The 19831-nt window shown below is 69.0% G+C and carries 18 protein-coding genes and 1 pseudogene; 8 read left to right on the top strand and 11 right to left on the bottom strand.

What is annotated here, in order from left to right; translation table 11 throughout:
- Window positions 1-962: pseudogene (gene carB, locus HCC30_RS23665) on the top strand (carbamoyl phosphate synthase large subunit); the annotation flags it as partial.
- A 93-nt stretch (window positions 963-1055) separates the two neighbouring features.
- On the opposite strand, the gene HCC30_RS23660 reads toward carB, so the two are convergent.
- The 3 genes from HCC30_RS23660 to HCC30_RS23650 all read right to left on the bottom strand — a co-directional run bounded on the left by HCC30_RS23660 (window position 1056) and on the right by HCC30_RS23650 (window position 3341).
- A complete protein-coding gene (locus HCC30_RS23660; RefSeq protein WP_346776773.1) occupies window positions 1056-2234 on the bottom strand; it encodes an aminotransferase class I/II-fold pyridoxal phosphate-dependent enzyme in 1179 nt (392 codons plus the stop codon).
- A 305-nt stretch (window positions 2235-2539) separates the two neighbouring features.
- Window positions 2540-2737: a MerR family transcriptional regulator gene (locus HCC30_RS23655; protein ID WP_169444774.1), complete on the bottom strand. Its 198-nt coding sequence runs from the start codon at window positions 2735-2737 to the stop codon at window positions 2540-2542.
- Window position 2738: 1 nt separating this feature from the next.
- Entirely contained in the window at window positions 2739-3341 is a 603-nt protein-coding gene (locus HCC30_RS23650) for a hypothetical protein (protein WP_169444773.1), read from the bottom strand.
- Window positions 3342-3598: 257 nt separating this feature from the next.
- Here HCC30_RS23650 and HCC30_RS23645 point away from each other — a divergent pair, with 257 nt between their 5' ends.
- Complete coding sequence (locus HCC30_RS23645) at window positions 3599-4957, top strand: transposase (RefSeq protein WP_169444772.1); 1359 nt, start codon at window positions 3599-3601, stop codon at window positions 4955-4957.
- A 79-nt stretch (window positions 4958-5036) separates the two neighbouring features.
- The gene (locus HCC30_RS23640) at window positions 5037-5570 is read left to right on the top strand and encodes an SRPBCC family protein (protein ID WP_169444771.1); all 534 of its coding nucleotides are present in this window, start codon (window positions 5037-5039) and stop codon (window positions 5568-5570) included.
- 114 nt (window positions 5571-5684) lie between these two features.
- Here HCC30_RS23640 and gntA read toward each other — a convergent pair whose 3' ends face one another.
- The gene (gene gntA, locus HCC30_RS23635) at window positions 5685-6458 is read right to left on the bottom strand and encodes a guanitoxin biosynthesis heme-dependent pre-guanitoxin N-hydroxylase GntA (protein ID WP_169444770.1); all 774 of its coding nucleotides are present in this window, start codon (window positions 6456-6458) and stop codon (window positions 5685-5687) included.
- A 430-nt stretch (window positions 6459-6888) separates the two neighbouring features.
- Between gntA and HCC30_RS23630 the strand changes: the two genes are divergently transcribed.
- Window positions 6889-7104, top strand: a complete 216-nt coding sequence (locus HCC30_RS23630; protein WP_169444769.1) for an EF-hand domain-containing protein — start codon at window positions 6889-6891, stop codon at window positions 7102-7104.
- A 263-nt stretch (window positions 7105-7367) separates the two neighbouring features.
- Here HCC30_RS23630 and HCC30_RS23625 read toward each other — a convergent pair whose 3' ends face one another.
- The gene (locus tag HCC30_RS23625) at window positions 7368-7778 is read right to left on the bottom strand and encodes a hypothetical protein (protein ID WP_169444768.1); all 411 of its coding nucleotides are present in this window, start codon (window positions 7776-7778) and stop codon (window positions 7368-7370) included.
- Window positions 7779-8030: 252 nt separating this feature from the next.
- On the opposite strand from HCC30_RS23625, the gene HCC30_RS23620 reads away from it, so the two are divergent.
- From HCC30_RS23620 to HCC30_RS23610, 3 genes are all read left to right on the top strand, one after another.
- Window positions 8031-8513, top strand: a complete 483-nt coding sequence (locus tag HCC30_RS23620; protein WP_169444767.1) for a hypothetical protein — start codon at window positions 8031-8033, stop codon at window positions 8511-8513.
- Between the two features lie 41 nt (window positions 8514-8554).
- A complete protein-coding gene (locus tag HCC30_RS23615) occupies window positions 8555-9526 on the top strand; it encodes a bile acid:sodium symporter (RefSeq protein WP_169444766.1) in 972 nt (323 codons plus the stop codon).
- Between the two features lie 170 nt (window positions 9527-9696).
- Window positions 9697-10137, top strand: a complete 441-nt coding sequence (locus tag HCC30_RS23610; protein WP_169444788.1) for a GNAT family N-acetyltransferase — start codon at window positions 9697-9699, stop codon at window positions 10135-10137.
- A gap of 70 nt (window positions 10138-10207) precedes the next feature.
- Here the strand turns inward: HCC30_RS23610 and HCC30_RS23605 are convergent, their stop codons facing one another.
- From HCC30_RS23605 to glnA, 5 genes are all read right to left on the bottom strand, one after another.
- Window positions 10208-10978, bottom strand: coding sequence for an alpha/beta fold hydrolase (locus HCC30_RS23605; RefSeq protein ID WP_169444765.1), 771 nt, complete (start codon window positions 10976-10978; stop codon window positions 10208-10210).
- Window positions 10979-11337: 359 nt separating this feature from the next.
- Entirely contained in the window at window positions 11338-12399 is a 1062-nt protein-coding gene (locus HCC30_RS23600) for a hypothetical protein (RefSeq protein WP_169444764.1), read from the bottom strand.
- Window positions 12400-13323: 924 nt separating this feature from the next.
- On the bottom strand, window positions 13324-16074 hold the full coding sequence (locus HCC30_RS23595) for a hypothetical protein (RefSeq protein WP_169444763.1): 2751 nt from the start codon (window positions 16072-16074) through the stop codon (window positions 13324-13326).
- Window positions 16075-16555: 481 nt separating this feature from the next.
- On the bottom strand, window positions 16556-16693 hold the full coding sequence (locus HCC30_RS23590; protein WP_169444762.1) for a hypothetical protein: 138 nt from the start codon (window positions 16691-16693) through the stop codon (window positions 16556-16558).
- 171 nt (window positions 16694-16864) lie between these two features.
- A complete protein-coding gene (gene glnA, locus HCC30_RS23585; RefSeq protein ID WP_169444761.1) occupies window positions 16865-18280 on the bottom strand; it encodes a type I glutamate--ammonia ligase in 1416 nt (471 codons plus the stop codon).
- Between the two features lie 244 nt (window positions 18281-18524).
- On the opposite strand from glnA, the gene HCC30_RS23580 reads away from it, so the two are divergent.
- Window positions 18525-18995, top strand: a complete 471-nt coding sequence (locus HCC30_RS23580) for an RDD family protein (protein ID WP_169444760.1) — start codon at window positions 18525-18527, stop codon at window positions 18993-18995.
- Window positions 18996-19113: 118 nt separating this feature from the next.
- On the opposite strand, the gene HCC30_RS23575 is transcribed toward HCC30_RS23580, so the two are convergent.
- Window positions 19114-19812, bottom strand: coding sequence for a DUF4191 domain-containing protein (locus HCC30_RS23575; protein WP_169444759.1), 699 nt, complete (start codon window positions 19810-19812; stop codon window positions 19114-19116).
- Window positions 19813-19831: the final 19 nt, after the last annotated feature.

Here is a 19831-nt window from a genome sequence, read left to right as displayed (position 1 = left end):
TCTACCTCGGTGGGGTGATGGAGCACATCGAGGAGGCCGGTATCCACTCGGGTGACTCGGCGTGTGCGCTGCCGCCGATCACTTTGGGCGGTCACGACATCAAGCGGCTGCGCGCCTCAACCGAGGGCATTGCGGCGGGTGTTGGCGTGCGTGGGCTGATCAACATTCAGTTCGCGATGGCCGGGGACATTCTCTACGTCCTCGAAGCCAACCCGCGTGCCTCGCGGACGGTTCCGTTCACCTCGAAGGCGACGGCCGTGCCGCTGGCGAAGGCCGCCGCCCGTATCTCCCTCGGCGCGTCGATCGCGGACCTCCGTGCGGAGGGAATGCTCCCCGCAACCGGCGACGGCGGTGACCTCCCACTGGACGCCCCCATCTCCGTCAAGGAAGCCGTGCTCCCGTGGAACCGCTTCCGTGACGTCCAGGGCCACGGCGTCGACACCGTCCTCGGCCCCGAGATGCGCTCCACCGGTGAAGTGATGGGCATCGACGGGGTGTTCGGCTCCGCCTACGCCAAGTCCCAGGCCGCCGCCTACGGCGCCCTGCCCACCAAGGGCCGCGCGTTCGTCTCGGTCGCCAACCGCGACAAGCGGGCCATGATCTTCCCGGCTCGTGAACTGGTCGCCCACGGTTTCGAGCTCCTCGCCACCTCCGGCACCGCAGAGGTCCTCAAGCGCAACGGGATCAACGCCACCGTCGTGCGCAAGCAGTCCGAGGGTGAAGGCCCCAACGGGGAGAAGACCGTCGTCCAGCTCATCCACGACGGGCAGGTCGACCTGATCGTCAACACCCCCTACGGCACCGGCGGACGACTCGACGGCTACGACATCCGCACCGCCGCCGTCGCCCGCGCCGTCCCCTGCCTCACCACCGTCCAGGCACTCGCCGCAGCCGTCCAGGGCATATCCGCGATGCGCGGGCACGGCGAAGAGGGCTGCGGCGTACGGCCGTTGCAGGCCCACCACGCGTCCCTGCGGGCGCTGACCGCCGCCGCGACGGCGAACCGGGCCGCCGCCAGTGGCGACGGCCCGGCTGCCGGGAAGGGCGCGGAGGGCTCAGCCGTCGAGGGCCTGGGCGAAGTCGGCGCGGAGGTCGTCGATGTGCTCCAGACCGACGGCGATCCGGACGGTGCCCTCGGTGATGCCGATGGCGCGGAGTCCGTCGGCGTCCATGGAGCGGTGCGAGGAGGTGGCCGGCTGCTGGACGAGAGTCTTGTGACCGCCAAGTGACACGGCCCGGTCGGCCAGCCGCAGCCGCCGGGTGAACTCCAGCGCCTCCTTCCGGCCCCCGGCCACGTCGATCGCGAACAGGCCGCCGTACCCGTGCGGCAGCATCCGCTTGGCGATCTCGTGGCCGGGGTGCTCGGCCAGTCCGGGCCAGTGCACCTTCTCCACGCCCGGGTGCTGGGAGAGGAAGCGGGCGAGCGCGTCGGCGTTCTCGTGGTGCCGGGTCATGCGCAGACCGAGCGTGCCCATCCCGCGCAGCGTCAGCCAGGCGGCGAACGGGTCGGCCACGGCGCCGGTCTCCAGCAGCCGCGTCCACACCTCACGGTGCAGCCCGGCGTCGGCGAACGCGGCGACCCCGCCCAGGACGTCGGCGTGCCCCGAGAGGAACTTGGTGGTGGAGTGCACCACCACATCGGCCCCCAGCTCGATCGGACGGCAACCCAGCGGCGTGGCGAAGGTGTTGTCCACGATGCCGGTCAGCCCGGCCTCCTTCCCCGCGGCGAAGAACGCGGGCAGGTCGGTGACCTGGGCCGTCGGATTGGAGAGCGTCTCCAGGTAGAGCACCTTGGTCGTCGGACGGACGGCGGCCGCGACCTCCGCCGGATCCTGCGCGTCGATGTAGGTCGTCTCTATCCCGAACCGGGCCGCCAGGTCCTTGAGCAGCGCGAACGTGCCGCCGTACAGGTGCTTCTGGGCGATGACGTGGTCCCCGCTGCTCAGCACCGTGTGCAGCACGGTGTGGATCGCGCCCATGCCGCTCGCCGTGGCCATGCTCGCCTCGGCGCCCTCCAGGGACGTGATGGCGTTCTCCAGCGCGCGCACCGTGGGGTTGGAGTTGCGGAGATAGGCGAACGACTCGGGACGGCGGATCGCCTCGGCCAGTTCCTCGGGGTTGTCGTAACCGAAGTTCGACGTCTGGTACAGCGGGACGTTCAGCGGCCGGGCCGCTTCGAGGTCCGGAACCTCCACGTGGATGGCGCGGGTCTCGGGGTGCCGGGTGGTGGGCACGGGGGATGTCCTCTCCATGAGCGGCCACCGGCGTACGCGAGTGCGGCGTGTGCGTACGGGTGGCTACCGGTGTGCGGATGACCGGCCGCCGGGCGGCGGCCGGAGTCGTGCGGCGGCACGTCGTTGTGCGAGGCCGGTTCGGGTGGGCGCCCTCGCGGCGACCGGGACGGGCGGGGCGCGTGCGGCCGCGGGGTGGCTCCGCGGGCACAGCACACCGCCCCGGCGCGGCGGTCGGCGCTCCGGGCTGGTCGGGGCTGGTTCTGCTGTCGGCGCTGTCGCTCTTCGGGTCCGGTGCTGCTGCCGGGCTAGTGCTGCGAGGCCCGGCGCCGCTCGCACAGGGCGATGAGCTCGTCCAGGTCGTACTCGGCCCGCGTCTGGGTCCCGTATCCGGTGAGCAGGCCGCGGCTGGCCCACTTGCGGATGGTGGCCTGCGGGACGTCGAGGGCCAGCGCGGCCAGTTTGGTGGGGACGGTGCGCTGCGGACGGTTTCCGGTCGACGCCATCTCAGGCCACCTTCGACAAGGGGTCACCGGCGGCGACGTCCGCGGTGGCGCGCCGGCGGGCGAGCAGCAGCCACTGCCGGGGCGGCCAGTCGTGGCCCGCCTCGCAGCGCACCCTGTGCTGTGCGAGGGAGTCGGGTCCGGCCGGCTCCACGTAGACGGTGCTCTGGCAGCCGGGGTCCAGGCACGGGCCCAGCGCGGTGCGCGGAACGGGCTCGCTCTGGATCGCCCGGCGCGCGGTCTCGCCCGCCTCGGCGGCCGCCGTGGCGAAGTCCGCGGCGTCGGGGCGGTCCAGCAGCCAGTCCAGGTTCCCGACCAGGAAGCGGACGAGTTCCCTGGCCTCGCGCTGCTCCGGCCCCGCGATGCCGCGGGACCGCGCCACCGTGCCGGCCCAGCCGGCGAGCAGGGCCATGATGTCGGCGCGTGCCGTCACGGCCTCCTCCCGCAGGGAGATCCCCACGGAGCGGCTGCCGCTGACTCTCTCCCGGGGGCCGTTGTGCGTACGGGTCAGGGCGCGTCCGCAGTCCTCGTACAGCTCGACGAGGTCGAGCAGGTCAACTGCCCTGATGGGGGCTTGTTGTCTTTGCCGAACGGTGTTCCCGGTCACTCCACTCCCCAAGTCGTCTCAGGTCCTGTCGGCCTCGCGCCGACGGTTTCCAAGGTCACCGGGTCGGTGGCGCCGCCCTTCGGCGCTGTCCTTCGTGGTGACTCCGGAGACAGCCTCGGGCGGGTCCGTATCAGGTCTGTATCACCGCGGTAGCACAGCCGACTTCACGAAGTGGTGGCCCGCACCCCAAAAAAGAGAGAGCGCTCTGTACTCTTTCGCTGTCCGTCACGCGGGAGAGAACCTGGGGGTACGTCTCCGTGCACCGAACGCGCCACTCGACACACGCGGCCCGACGCGGGCCGGACGTCATCGACTTCGCCGAGGACCTGTTCGCGAGCCTGCCCCGTGCCGACCAGCGCAAGTGGGCCACCGCGCACCTGCGGGGCCTGCTCACCGTACGCGGACGCAAGTCCCTCCAGCAGCTCGCCGCGACGGTCCCCGGCACCCGCACCGCCTCCCAGTCGCTGCACCAGTTCATCAACTCCAGCCCCTGGGACTGGATTCCGGTACGCCGGGCGCTCGCCCAGCGGATGGCCGGGGCGCTCACCCTGCGCGCCTGGACGGTCTCCCTCGCCACCATTCCGAAACGCGGCGACCATTCGGTCGGTGTGCACCGGCGGTTCGTGCCCGATCTGGGGCGCACCATCAACTGCCAGGTGGGCATGGGCCTGTTCCTGTCCTCCGGCAGCTGCAGCGCCCCCGTCGACTGGCAGCTCCTGCTCAACGGCGAGTGGTCCCGCGACCCCGCCCGCCGGCGCCGCACCCGCGTGCCGGAGGACCTCACCCACCAGCCCGTGAGCGAGCAGCTCCTCGGCCTGGTCGACCACGCGTCCGCGCTCCCGGTCGGCCGCCCGCTTCCGTTTGTCATGGACGTAACAGGACTGGGGAGTGCGGCGGAACTCGCGGCCGGACTGTCCCACCGCGGCGTCGACTTCCTCATCCGCATCCCCCCGGGCCAGCCCGTCGTCCCGCACTCCCCCGCGGCCCCGCGCACCCCGCTCCCCGCCGAGGCGGCCTGTCCGCCCCGGCGCGGCAACTCGGCACTGTACGGCGGGACTTCGGGTATGCCGGACCCCCCGGGCGCCTGGCTGCCGTCCGCCTCCGCGACGCGGCCCGCCCCGTACGGGACGACGTCCGTCGCGCTCCCCCGGGCCGCCGGCTCAGCGCCCTCGGCGATGTCCTCGGCGCTGGTGCGGCTGCCGACGGCCGCGGCGCTGGCGGCCGGCGCCTTCCCGGTCGGCGGACACGTCTACCGGCTGTGGACCCGGCGTTCGGCGACGGACCCGGGACGCGTGTGCCACTGGATCACCAACCGCGCCGACGCCCCGGCCCACGACGTCCTCGCCCTCCTCCCGCACGCCGCCGCCGCGCGCACCGCGATCGGCGAGATGGAGGACGACTTCGGACTCCAGGACTTCGAGGGCCGCTCGTACCCGGGATGGCACCACCACATGACGATGGTCTCCACCGCGTACGCCTACAGCCGGCTCACCCGCCTCGCCGCCGCCACCGGCGCACCGCCCCGCGCCCGGCCCGTCTCCCCCGCGCAGGGCGCCCGCGCCCCGGGCCGCGTCCCCGCGCTCCGCCCGAAGGCGTCCCTGGCCACGTCCACCTGAGGTCGGAGCGGCGATGAGTTCGCCGACGTCACGCGGTCGTATCCCCGTGACCCGGGTCCGACCCACGAAGGAGCGGCAGATGCAGGCTGACGACTACGGAACGACCGGGGCCGGCACCCGGGTCGAGTTGACCGTCGAGGTACCCGTCGACCGCGTGTGGGAGGCCGTCTCCGATCCCGCGCGGCACGGCGAGTGGAGCCCCGAGTGCGTCCACGGCGCATGGCTCGACGGGCACACGCGGGCCGAGCCCGGGGCCCGCTTCGAGGCGAGGAACCGCTTCCCGCACGGGCTCACCACACATGTGATCTGCGTGGTGACGGCGGCCGAGGCGCCGCACTCCTTCGGCTGGCAGGTGTACGCCGAGGACCCCGACGCCGAGGAGCCGTTCGCCCTGTGGCACTACGCCCTCCGCCCCGCGAACGACCCCGGCCGGACAGTGGTCCACCAGACCTTTGAGCACGGCCCCGGCGACAGCGGCCTGCGCGACCTCCAGCGCGCCGACCCCGCCAACGCCGCGGCCGTCCTCCAGCAGCGCCTGGACCAGCTCCGCGACAACATGACGGCCACCCTCCGCGGCATGGAATCGGCCCTCCGCGACGGGCAGGGCACGTAGACGGTCAACGGCCCTAGGGAGAGGGCCGGTTGACCCCGGAGCCGGGGCGCCGCCCGAAACGGAGAGCGGCCCGCGGGAGCCGACGCTCCCACGGGCCGCACACGGCGTCCGGACTCAGACGCCCGAGACGGTCAGCTCCCGCTCCATCCCGGGGTCGCCGTCGCCCCCGGCCTCGGCCTCCAGGGCCGCCACCGGTTCGAGATCACCGTCGAGCTCCAGCTCCGCCCCGGCCTCCGCCGGCACCGCCGAGAAGGGGCACTGCCAGTCGGCGGGCTTGGGGCGGCCCGAGTAGCGGCGCGCCTCGGAGAGCTGCTCGTACTCGTACAGATTGGGGTTGATGTCCCCCTGCAGCTTGATGTCCTGCTTCCGGATCTTCTCCGCGAGCCGGTCCCACATCCCGGCCCCCTTGATCCGGTCGAACTGCTCGTGCGAGTTGAAGGCCAGCATCGGGAACGGGGGACGACGGCCCCACCGGCGATGCGTCTCGTGCAGGCCGATCACGAAGAACGGATGCCCGGCCACGCTGAAGCCGAATTCCCCGGACTGCGGATCGGAGGAGTAACCCTCCGCCCAGCCGTGCGCCTCCGCGTCCTGTTCGTGCAGCAGCTGGAGCTGCTGCCACAGCAGCTCCTCGAAGCGCAGCTCGTCCACCCCGCGGGGCTGCTCGAACGTCGCCACGAAGCTGGTGAACGTCCGGGCACTCCAGTCCGCCGAGCCCACGAACTCCGCCAGGTCGTGCGCCATCAGCCGGGCGGACTCCTCACTGCCCAGCAGGTCGTAATGCCGGTGTTGAATGCCGCCCTGCCGCCAGGCGGAACGCCCCGCCAGGCATATGAACCGGTCCCCCAGCAGGAACTCCTCGACATCACCACGCGCGTCCGCCGCCATGGCCGGCCTTCCTTCCAACGTGCCTCCTCGGAGGGAGATCATCTCCTTCGAGCATCCGAAAGCGCCCACCCCGCGTCCGCGGCTCCCGGGCCCTGCCTACGCGGGCACGACCGAGTCCGCTCCGAGACGGGGGAAGGTCACCGGGAGATTGTGACGGCCCAACCCCCCACAACGAAATTCCCGCCCCGCCACCAGGCACGACGACTACCTCACACCACCCCGCACCGCACACTCTCGGCACCCGCCCCGTTACTCTCCGCACCTCTGCCGCCGCTCCCCCAAGTCCCGTGCAAAAGACGGGAGATGACCGTTCCCCCATCGGGTCAAGATCCACGTTCCGGCCGGGCACGGGCGACGGGACGGGGTAGCGTGACCCGGAACGCGCCACCGGTGGCGCGTGACCGGTACGCACACGGAGGTAGAGGCTCTCGTGGCCCACATAGATGACGCCCGCAAGACCTTTGACAAGTTCGATCTGGACGGGGACGGCTACGTCACCCCGGCCGAATTCCAGCAGGCCATGGTGGAGTTGGGCGACCGTCACTACACCGTGAGCCTGGCCGAGGCCGTCGTGAAGAGCCGGGACGACAACGGCGACGGCGTCCTGACCTTCGACGAGTTCTACGACAAGGCCAAGGACCTCTGACAGCCCGGCGGGCCAACCCCGCCCCCACCTGGAAGGCGGCCGCACCGGGGTGGCCGCCTTCGTCATGTGGCCCTCCGCCCGGATCAGAGGTTCCGCCAGGCCCCCTCACCCGCAACGACGGCACCACGGTCAGCCGCCGCACCCCGACAAAGGCGAGCACGGGCCGCACCTCGACGGCGAATCCGCAGGCACGGGTGAGCGGCCCGCCCGGCTCTTGCGGACGTACGGGGGCCCGGGCTCTCATCAGGCCGTGAGCTGTTCCGTCAGCCCGCCAAGCACCGTTCCAGTTCCGGGGCTTGGGCGCGCTCGACGAGTGCGACGGCCAGCCAGGAACCGTCGGCGAAGGCGATGTCCACCCGGTCCCGGTGCCGCGCCGGATGCGGCTCGGGGCGCGGCCCGTACGAGCCGCGCGGGAACTCGCCCCGCGCCCTCGGCTCCTCGAGCTCCGGCGCGTACGGGCTGTCCAGGACCAGCATCCGCCGGTCCGTCAGCGCCAGCAGCGCACTGTCGCACTCCCCGCGCCCCCGCACCGCCACGATGAACCGGCCCGCGTCACTCTCCCAACCGCCCTGCCAGACCCGCCCACGGAACAGCCGCCGCATACCGAAACCCCGCCACAGCCGGTCCTCGAACCGACCGAGCGTGACGACCACCGGCGACAGCAGAAAGGACACACCGGCCACGCCCCAGTACAACGGCACCAGCACAACGCCGAGCCCCCGAAAACTCCGGTCCTCCCCTTTCCTCTCCCGCACGGGCGGCCGGTACCGCCGCGGGACCGCTATCGGAGCCTCCGTCGGTTGGGAGCGCGTCCCGGGCGGGTGTTTCACTCGTCCCCACATCGTGGCGGCCGAAGGGCGGCCGGGCACAAGCCAGGTGCCCGGCACAGCCGGTGGCCTCTCCGAGAGTGCGACAGGACAGCGCTGATGGCGAATTCCTCCCACGACGTTCCGGAATCCCCCGCCTTGCCGGTGCTTCCCCGCTCGTCGCTGATGCTCTGGTCCGCGGTGCAGTGGGCCGTCATTCCGCTGGAATGCGCGGCTCGTTGCCTTTGTCTGGTGCTCAAGCTCGCGGGCGACGCCGTCTCGGCCGACGGGATCGACCCTCGCCGCGCCCTGGCCCGGGACCCGCACCGGAGGGAACAACACCTCGACCGGAAAGCGGCCGAACTGGCGGAGGAGCTGCGCACACAGCACTTCAGTCCGGCCACGTCCGTCTTCCACGCCCCCGCATGGAAGGTACGCAGGAACAGCAAAGGGCTGACGCTCCACCCCCGTGACTGTCGCGGACTGCCGCAGCGCACCGTGGAGCGGATCGTCGCCGCGCACGGGCTGCGCAGCACCGTCGCCGGAAGGCCCGGGAGAGCGCTGCCCGTCTTCGAAGGCGAGCTGTGGCCGGAACAGACGTGACATCCTCGACACGTCACTCCCACCCCCCGAGGAGCACCACCATGTCCCCGTCCTCCCCCTTCCTCTCGGGCATGGAGCGGCACCAAGTCGGTGTCTATGTGGGGGCGCTGGCCGTGGGGGCGGTGGTGGGGTGGGGGGCGCCGGGGGTGGGGCCGGGGCTGGAGGGGGCGATCAATCCGGTGCTGGGGGCGCTGTTGTATGTGACGTTCCTGCAGGTGCCCGCTGCTGAGCTGGTGCGGTCGCTGCGTGCCGGGCGGTTTCTGGTGGCCGCGCTGGCGGTGAACTTCGTGGTGGTGCCGCTGGTCGTGGCGGCGATGTCCGGCTTCCTGCCGGACGACCGGGCGGTGCGGCTGGGCATGCTGCTGGTGCTGCTGGCCCCGTGCGTGGACTACGTGATCGTCTTCAGCGGGCTGGCCGGCGGCGCGAGCCAACGGCTGCTGGCGGCCACGCCGTTGCTGCTGCTCGCGCAGATGGTGCTGCTGCCCGGCTTCCTCTACCTGTTCCTGGGCGCCGATCTGGCCGACGTCGTCGAGGCGGGCCCGTTCGTCGAAGCCTTCCTGGTGCTGATCGTCGTCCCGCTCGTCCTGGCCTGGCTCACCCAGGCGTGGGCCGCCCGCCGCCCCGCCGGGCAGCGGGCCGCCGACGCGGTGGGCACGGCCATGGTGCCGCTGATGGCCGCCACCCTGCTGACCGTCGTCGCCTCCCAGCTGCCCAAGCTGAACGACGCGGTGGCCGACGTCGCCCGCGTCGTACCGTTCTACGTCCTCTTCCTCGCCGTCATGGCCTTCGCCGGGCTCGCCGTCGCCCGCCTCCTCCGCCTCGACGCACCCGAGGGTCGCGCCGTCATCTTCACGGGCGCAACCCGCAACTCCCTGGTCGTCCTCCCCCTGGCCCTGGCTCTTCCCGACCAACTGGCCGTCGCCGCGGTGGTGGTGGTCACCCAGACGCTGGTGGAGGTCGTCGGCATGCTCGTCTACGTACGGGCGGTGCCGCGGCTCGTCCCGCGGGGCTGAGTGGCCCGTTCCGGCCCGTACGCGGCGTCGGCCTGGCAGGATGAGACCGCAACTCCCGTCCGTACAGGCGTCGTTCACCCTCACGAAGGAGACCACGTCCCGTGCCAGACGACCTCTCGCTGCGCCGCGCAGACGGTGCCGACCGTCCCGTCGTGGAGCGGCTGTGGCTGATGTTCCGCCACGACCTCTCGGAGTTCAACGGCCCGCTGCCCTCCCCGGACGGCACCTTCCCCGACGAGCGGCTCCGCTCGGCCTTCACCGATCCGGACTGGGCGCCCTACCTCCTCACGAGCGGCGACAGCCCCGTCGGCTTCGCGTTCGTGTACGGGCTGAACGGCCCGGGCAGGGTGCTCAACAGCTTCTTCGTCGTACGCGGCGCACGACGGTCCGGCGCGGGGCTGCGCGCGGTACGGGAGGTCGTCGCCCGGCACCCGGGCCCGTGGGAGGTCGCGTTCCAGGACGCCAACACGGCCGCCGTCCGCTTCTGGCGCCGCGCCGCCACGGAGATCACCGGCGAGGCCTGGACCGAGGAACGCAGACCCGTCCCGAACCGCCCGGACCTGCCCCCCGACGTCTGGATCTCGTTCACCCAGGGCCCGACGCCGGGCTGACTCCCGACCGCGTACGACGAGGCCGCCGCTTCGCGGGAAGCGGCGGCCTCGCCTCGGTCCGGGGTGCCGGCTACTCCGGCCGCGGCTCGTCCAGGTACTGGTCGGCCCAGGCGCTGATGATGTGCGCGGCCCGCTGCGCCTGCCCCCGCGCGGTCAGCAGGTGGTCGGCGCCTTCGAGCGAGATGAAGTTCCGCGGGTGCCGCGCCTCCTGGAAGATCTCCGCGGCGTTGGCGATGTCGACGGTGGAGTCGGTGGGCGAGTGCGCGACGAGCAGCGGAAGGTTGACCTCACCGATCCGGTCCCGCAGATGGGCCCGGCGCACGTCCTCGACGAAGGCGCGCTTGAGCACCAGCGTCCGCCCCCCGACGAACCACTCGTGCTCCCCCTCACTGAGGACGCGGTCCAGGACGGAGTCGTACTGCCGCTCGACGTGGCTGGGGTCGACCGGCGCCGCGATCGTGGCCAGCGCGCGGAGGCCGGGGATCTCGTGCGCGGCGGCGATCGCGGCGGCACCGCCCCACGAGTGCCCGACCAGCAGGTCCACCGGAGTCCCGCGCTCCGCCATGAAGGCCGCGGCGCGGACGGTGTCCTGCACCTTGACGGTGAACGAACCGTCCCCCCAGTCGCCTTCGGAGCCGCCGATCCCGAGGTTGTCGAACCGCAGCACGCCGATCCCCTCACGGGCCAGCTGCTTGCTGACCCGCGAGGCGGCCGGCGAGTCCTTCCCGAGCGTGAACCCGTGCACGAAGAGCCCCCAGCCGCGGACCTCGCCCTCGGGCAGGTCGATCACCCCGGCCAGCTCCGGACCGACGACGCTCGGAAATCTCACTTTTTCGTTCATGTGCGGTGCTCACCTAGGCAGGTACTGATCGTGGGACGAGAAAGAACGAGAGCGACCCTAGCCCCTGCCCCCACCCCACGACGACCTACGAGCCGGTAGCCCACACCCCCGCCGTCCCCCGCCCCGCGAACGGCCGCACCCCCGCCCCCGAACGGCCCCGGCTCACGAGGAGCACCCCCGGATGCCCACCGACACCCCACTCCACCCGGCCGACCCGCAGCAACTGGCCGACCTGTACGGCCGGTTCCCCGCCTACGACCGGCTGCGCGTCAGGCCCGTCAACCTGAGCCCGTACGGCCCGACGCCGACACTGCGGGTCGACCTGCCCGGGTTGCCCCGATCCTGCCTGGTCGCGCCGCTCACCAGGCAAGCTCTCTCCACAAGCCGATTTCCGGCGCCTCTGTCTTGTACGGGCATCGGCGCTCTGGGCGAGCTTCTCTGTAGCGAGCCACCAGCAACCTGGCCGTCTGAACGGTAGCGGCGGGGAGGTCACGCTCGATCACCTGGTCCCACGGGAAAGGCGACTTTGCATCTTCATGCAGCAGGTGCAGGGGGAGTTGCTGAGGAAGTGAGCGGCAAGCCTTCCAGCAGATCAGTTCCGGCGCGTATTCGATCAGATGGCCATAACCCTGACGGGACTTCTTCGGCATCGCATCCAGCGCAGAATGAGCCGTGTTCCATACCTCCACAGCACGCATGACGCCGACCGGTGACATCCGCCCGTGGAAAAGGCTGCGGTAAACCGGGGAGAACCGGTTGGACCACAGCGATTCCCGCCCCTCGGGGGTGGCCGCCTGATGCGCCGCGACCGGGTCCGGACCGGGCGACAGACAAGCAAGGGCAGATGTCACATCGGCCATGGAGAACTGCCGCTCGTGGGGCCCTGTCGTCACTCCTCGGCGCGGGTCGAAGGCGCCTTTCTCCCAATCTTGGTGCATGAGGCGCACGATGTCAGGACACCGGATCAGAAGGTCCTGAGCCGTTGACGGATTGAGGTACCCCTCCGCTCCGTCGTGGGCACGGCGAGCCCGGTCCCGCTCAGGCCCGCAGTAGATCTCCAGGCGGATGACGGAACGCTGCAGGTGCTCCTGCGACAGCCGGTCCTTCATGGTGGCGATCGTCTTCAAGCGTTGGAAGCCGTCGATGCATTCGGGGCCGATGACGTGCAGGGAATCACCGAACGGTCGCAATGTAGGCCGCAGTTCCACTGCTTCCGCGCCCAGCGTGATGGGGCCAGCGGCCCCGAAATCCTCGGGCCGTTCGTCCAGCAACTCTGCCAATTTCCTGTTCGCGGCCGTCCCTTCGAGGTATCCACGTCCAGCCCCGAGGCGGCGTGCGGCATCAACCGGTGCGGCGACCGGGGCGAGGTCGGCCGCGGTGACATCTACGGCCCAGCTCCGGGCAAGCTGCGCGACGCGCAACGGCTGAAGGCTGAGGACACGTTCAGCCGCGAGTGGTAGCTGGGCAGACGAGAAGATCGAATTCACACCAGTTCAACGCATGAGCACGCAGCGCGTGACGGTGTGCGATACGAGCAGGACTCCAGCAAGGCTCGGACAACTTGCCGCTGCGTACGGGACGGCCTGAGGCCCGGACCCGGAAAAGGCCACCGCACCGACAGAACGGTGAGGGCCGCCTCCCGAACCCACGTCCGGGAAGCTGCCCTCGCTGTCTCACTCCAGGAAGCCTGACAGCCGCGCCTCACGACCCCGCCCGTTAAAGAACAAAGTAGCGGCGGGACAGACCTGAGCTGAACATGCCAGGTTGATACCCAGTCCCCTGCACACACTGGCGGGGCATTCGGTTGCAGTTCAGCAGCCTCGAACGGCTCCTACCGGCAGTGGCGTTGACCGGATCAGCCCTCGTCGCGCCCCGCTTCGGACTCCCTGGACATGGAGCCTCTACCGTGAGGGCTGACCTCGAGCGTGCCCGGACTGGCGACACTTGCCGAGTCCCCCGAGCTCTGAGATCGGCACCACGGCTCAGTTCATGTCGCACCTGCCGCCACGCACGGATGATCTGTGGCAGCCTCGACAGCACTCTGGGCGCCAGCCAGCGCCCTGCACCGCTACCTCGCCGACGGGCGCCAAGTCTCCCTCAACGGTTGGTAATAACGCCTGTCAACTTCTGGGCTGGATGTGGCCGACAAGGAAGCCGACAGCGTGCGCAAACGTCAAGTGGTGGCAGGCCGAAGTGCTGAGTACCTGCTCCGACGCCAACGCCAACTACCCACTTTGAACAGGCGAACGGCTTGCTGCTGTACGCGACTGGCACGGGGAGATTCGCCACCGCGATCTGGTGCCAAGCGTGGCCGACACCACGAGGACCGCCATGCTCCAAAAGCGTCAGGCTGGCTCGAGTTCAAGCAGCTTTACCAGCCGCTCCGTGGCGGAGCGCACGCCGGCGTCTTGCGCCTGGCGAAGTGCATGCTCTGCCCCTGCGAAGTCGTCTCGTTCCTGCCGGAGCTTGGCGAGGCTCAAGAGCAGGTCAGGATGCCCTTGAGCGATGGCTACGACAAGTACGTGTTCAGCGGCTTCTTGCTCGCCTCGGTCGGCGCGTGCACACGCGAGTTCCCGAATAAGCTCCTCGGAATGGGCAGCTAGCTCCTCCGCTTGCTGTGTCCGCTCTGTGCTCTCCAAGATGCGCACGAGATGGTTCGCCGCATGTTGCTGTCCCTCCTCGAGAGCACGCCAGTAGAGCCTTTCCGCGCTCTTGAGGTCCCCTTCCTCCTCTCTCAAACTGGCCAACTCAAACAATGCGAAGCAAAGGCCAAGGTTGTACGCCCTCCAGAACAAGCCCGCAGCCGAGCGGCAGTCACCCTTGCTGCGCCGGATCATTCCCAGGCCCCGCAGGGCGTTTATCTCTCCGAGAGAGACGGCGACTTCACAGTAGTAATCAGCCAGGGCCGTCTCACCCTCATTTTCGTAGACCCAGGCGAGTTCGCGGGGGGCGTTGGTATCGCCTGAGTCCATGGCGTGCAGGAAAACATCGATCGCTCGAGGCGTGTCCTTGTACATGTAGGTCCAGGCAAGCCCGGTGAAGGCTTCGGTGTTTCCAGCTTTGAACGATTGCGCCGTGTGGAGAAGAGCGAGTTCGTGCTGGCCTTGCTTGGCAAGCGATCGGGCTTGGTACTCGACTGCTCGGGCGCCGAAGAATCCGGAATTGAGAGCTCTCTTGTGGAGCGCAGCCGCGGCTGTGGCGTTCCCGCGCTGAGATAGGACGGAAGCGAGCCCCACAATGGCATCGAACCTGCCGCTGGACTCTATGGCTCTTCGGTACCACAATTCCGCTTCGTCGAGTCGCTTCTCGCGCTCGTACCGCCAGGCAATGACCACTTGAGCTTCAGGGTTACCAACTTCGGCGGCCAGTTCGTAGTACGGAATGGGAGTCTCGTCTCTGCCATGCGCGTGGATCCATTCAGCGAGGAGGTAGAGAGCTCTACCTTCTCCCTCCTCTCCCGCTGCCAGGGCCAAGGCCTCAGATTCTGTCCTCCTGCCACGGTCGAGAGCTGCACGAGCCAGAGCAACTCTGTCTGTGGCGGTGGCGGAATGCTGTACAGCGGCAGACCAGAATTCCCCTCCTGGGCATACCAACTTCCGACGTCGCCGTGCATGGAGCTCGATGAAGTCAGCGAGTCGGTAGTGGCCTGGTTTCTGTGCATCCGTTACGGAGAAGCCCGGGAGTGGTGCCAGTGGTCCGCGAACGCCCCGACACGGGGCTGACAGGTATTCCACTGCCTGCTGGAACCAGTCAGGTTGCGCCAGATCACGCTGCAATGACGTGAGGTACGCTGCCGCTGCGGCCTTGAGGAAAGCGTGAGGCAGATGGAGACTGTGGCCTAGTCGGCGAGCGTCCATCGCGGCCTGCAACACCGCGCGGGCTGTGGGAGACCCCATCTCGTAGCGTTCCAACTGGGCCGGCCCGCCAGCTAGATACTGGATAACATGTCCGCTCTCGGCGAGGCGTGCGGCCTGCAGCATTCTGCTGTCGGTTGACTCGGAGTCGCCCACGAGGGATGAGATCTCGTGTTCGCTGAATGCTTCAGGCACTCGGATCCAGCACTTGGCGAACAAAGCTTGGGTTTGCGCACGTTCGTTTCGCGGCGCGGTGGTCATTGTGGACCAGTGCTCATGCCAGGCCGTGCCGAGAACAAGTATGGGTGCACGCTCTGGACTACGGAGAAGTTCGGTGAGCCGGGCAGCGGCGCGTTCGTCCCGATCGGTGTCACCGGTAAGGAGATACCGGTTGATCTCGTTGAGCCATAGGACCGTTCGCGGCTCCAACGAGTCGATTGAAGGGAGCAGATCGTCCTGGCTGGCCGGATGCCACAGCCGCCACTCCTCCGGCATTCTCTGGATTGCTTCCCACGCTGCTCGGGTTTTCCCCGTCGAGGAGTCACCGAGCAGCACCTTCATTACGCTTTGCCCGTTGAGAGCCTGTTCCACGGCGGTGGCGAGTTCGCCGTCAAAAGGGCGACGGAAATACACGGGAAGCGAGCTGTCATGCGTGGCGTAGGCGATGGAAATCGCCTCGTGGACTTCCAGGTCAAACGGATCCGCAGCAGCAAGGGGGATACCCACGTCGGTGCTTCCTTCTCCGGAAGAGTGCCCCCTGAAGGCTTTGTTGTCACAGAACCGGCGAGCTACCCCGTCCCCGAAGTAGCGACCGACAATGCGCGGCTGAGTTCGTAGCAAGTAACACAGGCGCTCGGCGTCCCATACCTCACCCAGGGTCAGGTCCGGGTATTGATCCTGGTAGTGGTGGGCAAGGTCGCGTACTTGGGTCCGTGTCCCCTTGCATGAGGTGACGAGGACCAAGCGTGTTGCACCGTGAGGACGTGGACCGCGAACAAACGTATCTAGCGCCTTCTTCGCGTCTGCTTCCGTGAACTGGGCCACTTGTTTGACCTGGTATGCGTACCAGTTGCCTTCTGCTGTGCGCCCGGCGATATCGATGCCGCCCTGGGCCTGCCCAGGCGTTCCGTAGCGGTGGCACGGCGAAAGATGTTCAACCGCCTGGACGAGCTCCCAGACCAGCCTCTCGAGTTCGCCCCAGGACATGTCATAGAAAGGGAGAGAATCGATCTTCTTGTCCATTACTACAGGCTGTCGCGCAGACTGAGCCACGTTACCCCCCAGTTCACTAGATGCGCTGCTGTGCTGAGCACAGAGTATGCAGACCCACTGACACCTCGCCCCGGTCCAGGGGGCCAGGCTGCGGATCCCCGCGAAACAGCCTTCGGCGAAGGTCATGGCGTCGCGATCGAGGCTCTAGCAGGTGTCACTCCCGTCCGCCAGTCACAGCCGCAGTCGTGGTTGCCCCTCCTTGAGGGTGTCCAGCGTGAAGACCTACTCGAAGAGGTTGGTCTCGCTCACGTCCCGGCGGCCGGCCGACCTTGTTCTGTGCCTCGTTCTTGTCGCTGGGCACCTCAGTGCGCCAGTTGGGCAGCACCCGACTCAGGATCTGCTCCACGACGTGCGCGGCGGCCACGATCTCCTGCTGGGAGCCTCCGTTGCTCAGCCGGGGGCAAGAAAGTGGTCCCGGGCGGATCCGGTGGCCGGTACAGCTCAGTCAACTTCAGAAATGCTTCAACTGCCCCCGCGCCCAAGGGACATCAATGTTCATACCGCCCATTGTGCGCAGCGCCACCGACAACAAGCCCAGTTCTCCCAGAAGAAGCTCCTTGCCCCCACGCACAGAGGGCTGCTGTCCCATCGCATTGATGGAACAGCAGCCCTCATAGCCCCTGCCGGGATGTCAGTGCATCCAGCCTCCGGTGCACACCCAGTGCACAAGACCCTGGAAACCCGGGACAACCCGCGAGAACCACCGAGAAGCGTTCCCGCAGTTCACGAGCCCTCCTCAGGGCTCACCCGACCCCGCGGTTTACAGGTCGAAGTACAGCTCGAACTCGTGCGGGTGGGGGCGGAGCTGCATCGGGGCGATTTCGTTGGTGCGCTTGTAGTCGATCCAGGTTTCGATGAGGTCCTGGGTGAAGACGCCGCCGGCCAGGAGGTACTCGTGGTCCTCCTCGAGGGCGGTGAGGACCTCGGGGAGGGAGGTCGGGACCTGGGCGACGCCGGCGTGCTCCTCGGGGGCCAGCTCGTAGAGGTCCTTGTCGATCGGCTCCGGCGGCTCGATCTTGTTCTTGATGCCGTCCAGGCCGGCCATCAGCAGCGCGGCGAAGGCCAGGTACGGGTTGGAGGACGGGTCCGGGGCGCGGAACTCGACGCGCTTGGCCTTCGGGTTGGAGCCCGTGATCGGGATGCGCATCGCGGCGGAGCGGTTGCGCTGCGAGTACACCATGTTGACCGGCGCCTCGAAGCCCGGCACCAGACGGTGGTACGAGTTGATCGTCGGGTTGGTGAAGGCCAGCAGCGACGGGGCGTGCTTGAGGATGCCGCCGATGTAGTAGCGGGCGGTGTCGGAGAGGCCCGCGTAGCCCTGCTCGTCGTGGAAGAGCGGGGTGCCCTCGCTCCACAGCGACTGGTGGACGTGCATGCCGGAGCCGTTGTCACCGAAGATCGGCTTGGGCATGAAGGTCGCGGTCTTGCCGTTCCGCCAGGCGGTGTTCTTCACGATGTACTTGAAGAGCATCAGGTCGTCGGCGGAGGCCAGCAGGGTGTTGAACTTGTAGTTGATCTCCGCCTGGCCCGCGGTGCCGACCTCGTGGTGCTGGCGCTCGACCTCGAGACCCGCCTTGGAGAGTTCGAGGGAGATCTCGGCACGCAGGTCGGCGAAGTGGTCGACGGGCGGGGCGGGGAAGTAACCGCCCTTGTAGCGGACCTTGTAGCCGCGGTTTCCGCCGTCCTCGATGGCGCCGGTGTTCCAGGCACCCGCCTCGGAGTCGATGTGGTAGTAACCGGCGTTGGCCTTGGTCTCGAAGCGGACGTCGTCGAAGACGTAGAACTCGGCCTCGGGACCGAAGAAGGCGGTGTCGGCGATGCCGGAGGAGGCGAGGTACGCCTCGGCCTTCTTCGCCACGTTCCGCGGGTCACGGCTGTACTGCTCGCCGGTGATCGGGTCGTGGATGAAGAAGTTGATGTTGAGGTGCTTCTCCTTGCGGAACGGGTCGAGCCGCGCGGTGGAGAGGTCCGGCACCAGGGCCATGTCCGACTCGTGGATCGCCTGGAAACCGCGGATCGAGGATCCGTCGAACATCAGGCTCTCGGACGGGTCGAAGGTCTCCGCCGGGATGGCGAAGTGCTGCATGACACCGGGCAGGTCGCAGAAGCGGACGTCGACGAATTTCACATCGTTGTCCGCGATGTACTTCTTGACCTCGTCGGCGTGTCGGAACATCGAACTCCTCCTAGTCCCGCCGCGAGGGGACGGGGATTGCTGCCGGGAAGCGGTCGCGCCTGGCTGGAATCCATGCTCGAACGCGCTGAGCCCGACCATAGGCAGGGGCCATTTCTCAAGCATGACCCATCTGTTTCGCCGATGTTAACCGCGTGACCTGCCCGCAACGCCCCGGACTCGGCGGCGGACAGCGTACGGACGGCCTGCGGACAAGGCCGGTTTTCCCGTTCGATACCGTGGTCCGGTGGACAACAGGGAAGCAATCGGATCGTGGCTCTCCGGCCCCCGCACCGCGGCTGAGGACATGGGCGCCGACTTCGGCTACCGCGGCGAACGGCTCGGCCTGCCGCAGGAGGGCCCGGGTTCCATCGCTCCCGTGGGGCGCCGCTTCGCGGCCGTCTTCATCGACTGGGCGCTGGCCGCACTGATCGGTTACGGGCTGCTCTCGGGCCGGAATCTGGACACCGCGAACAACTGGGCGCTCGTCGTCTTCCTCGTGATGAGCCTGCTGACGGTCGGCACCGTCGGCAGCACCCCGGGCAAGCGGCTCCTCGGGCTGCGGGTGATCTCCGTGAACGGGCTCGGCAAGCTCGCGGTGTGGCGGGTCGCTGTGCGGACGGTCCTGCTCGGGCTGGCCGTCCCGGCCCTCGTCTGGGACCGCGACAGCCGCGGCCTGCACGACCGGCTCTCGGGCGCGGTCCAGGTCCGGATCTGAGGTCCGCGGCCGGCAACGGCACACGACATACGACGAGGCGCGGTGGTCCGGAGCGAGTCCGGACCACCGCGCCTCGTCGTCTCGCGTGCGGGTGGCGGCGGGTGTGTGCCGCGGGACGTCAGCGGCCGTTCTGGCCCTTCGGCATCCGCATGCCCTTGGGCAGCGGGCCCTTCGGGATGGGCATGTTGCTCATCAGGTCGCCCATCGCCCGCAGCCGGTCGTTGACCTGCGTGACCTGGCCGCCCGCCAGGGGGCGGGGCAGCTTGAGGATGCTGGTGCGCAGCTTCTTCAGCGGCACCTGTCCCTCGTCGTCGCCGACGATCAGCGTGTTCACCGGGACGTCGGTGACGACGCGCGCCATCTTCTTCTTCTCGGCGCCCAGCAGGCCGCGCACCCGGTTCGGGTTGCCCTCGGCGACGAGCACGATGCCCGCCTTGCCGACGGCGCGGTGGACGACGTCCTGGTTGCGGTTCATCGCCACGGCCGGGGTGACGGTCCAGCCGCGGCCGATGTTCTCCAGTACCGCGGCCGCCGCCCCGGGCTGGCCCTCCATCTGACCGAAGGCGGCGCGCTCGGCCCGCCGTCCGAAGATGATGGCCGCCGCGACGAACGCCACGAGCACACCGATGATGCCGCCGTAGACCGGGTGTCCGAGCAGGAAACCGATGGCGAAGAGGACACCGAAGGTCACGAGCCCCACGCCGGCCAGAATCCAGCCGATCTTCCGGTCCGAACGCCGGGTCATCTTGTACGTCAGGGCGATCTGCTTGAGCCGCCCCGGATTCGCATCGTTGTCTGCGTTTGCCTTCCTCGCCATACAGGAAAGTTTACGTGCC

The sequence above is a fragment of the Streptomyces sp. HNM0574 genome (genome assembly GCF_012726235.1).
In the GTDB taxonomy this organism is placed as follows: domain Bacteria; phylum Actinomycetota; class Actinomycetes; order Streptomycetales; family Streptomycetaceae; genus Streptomyces.
Note: the sequence above shows the minus strand (reverse complement) of the source record. Positions and strands in the feature narration are given on the sequence as shown.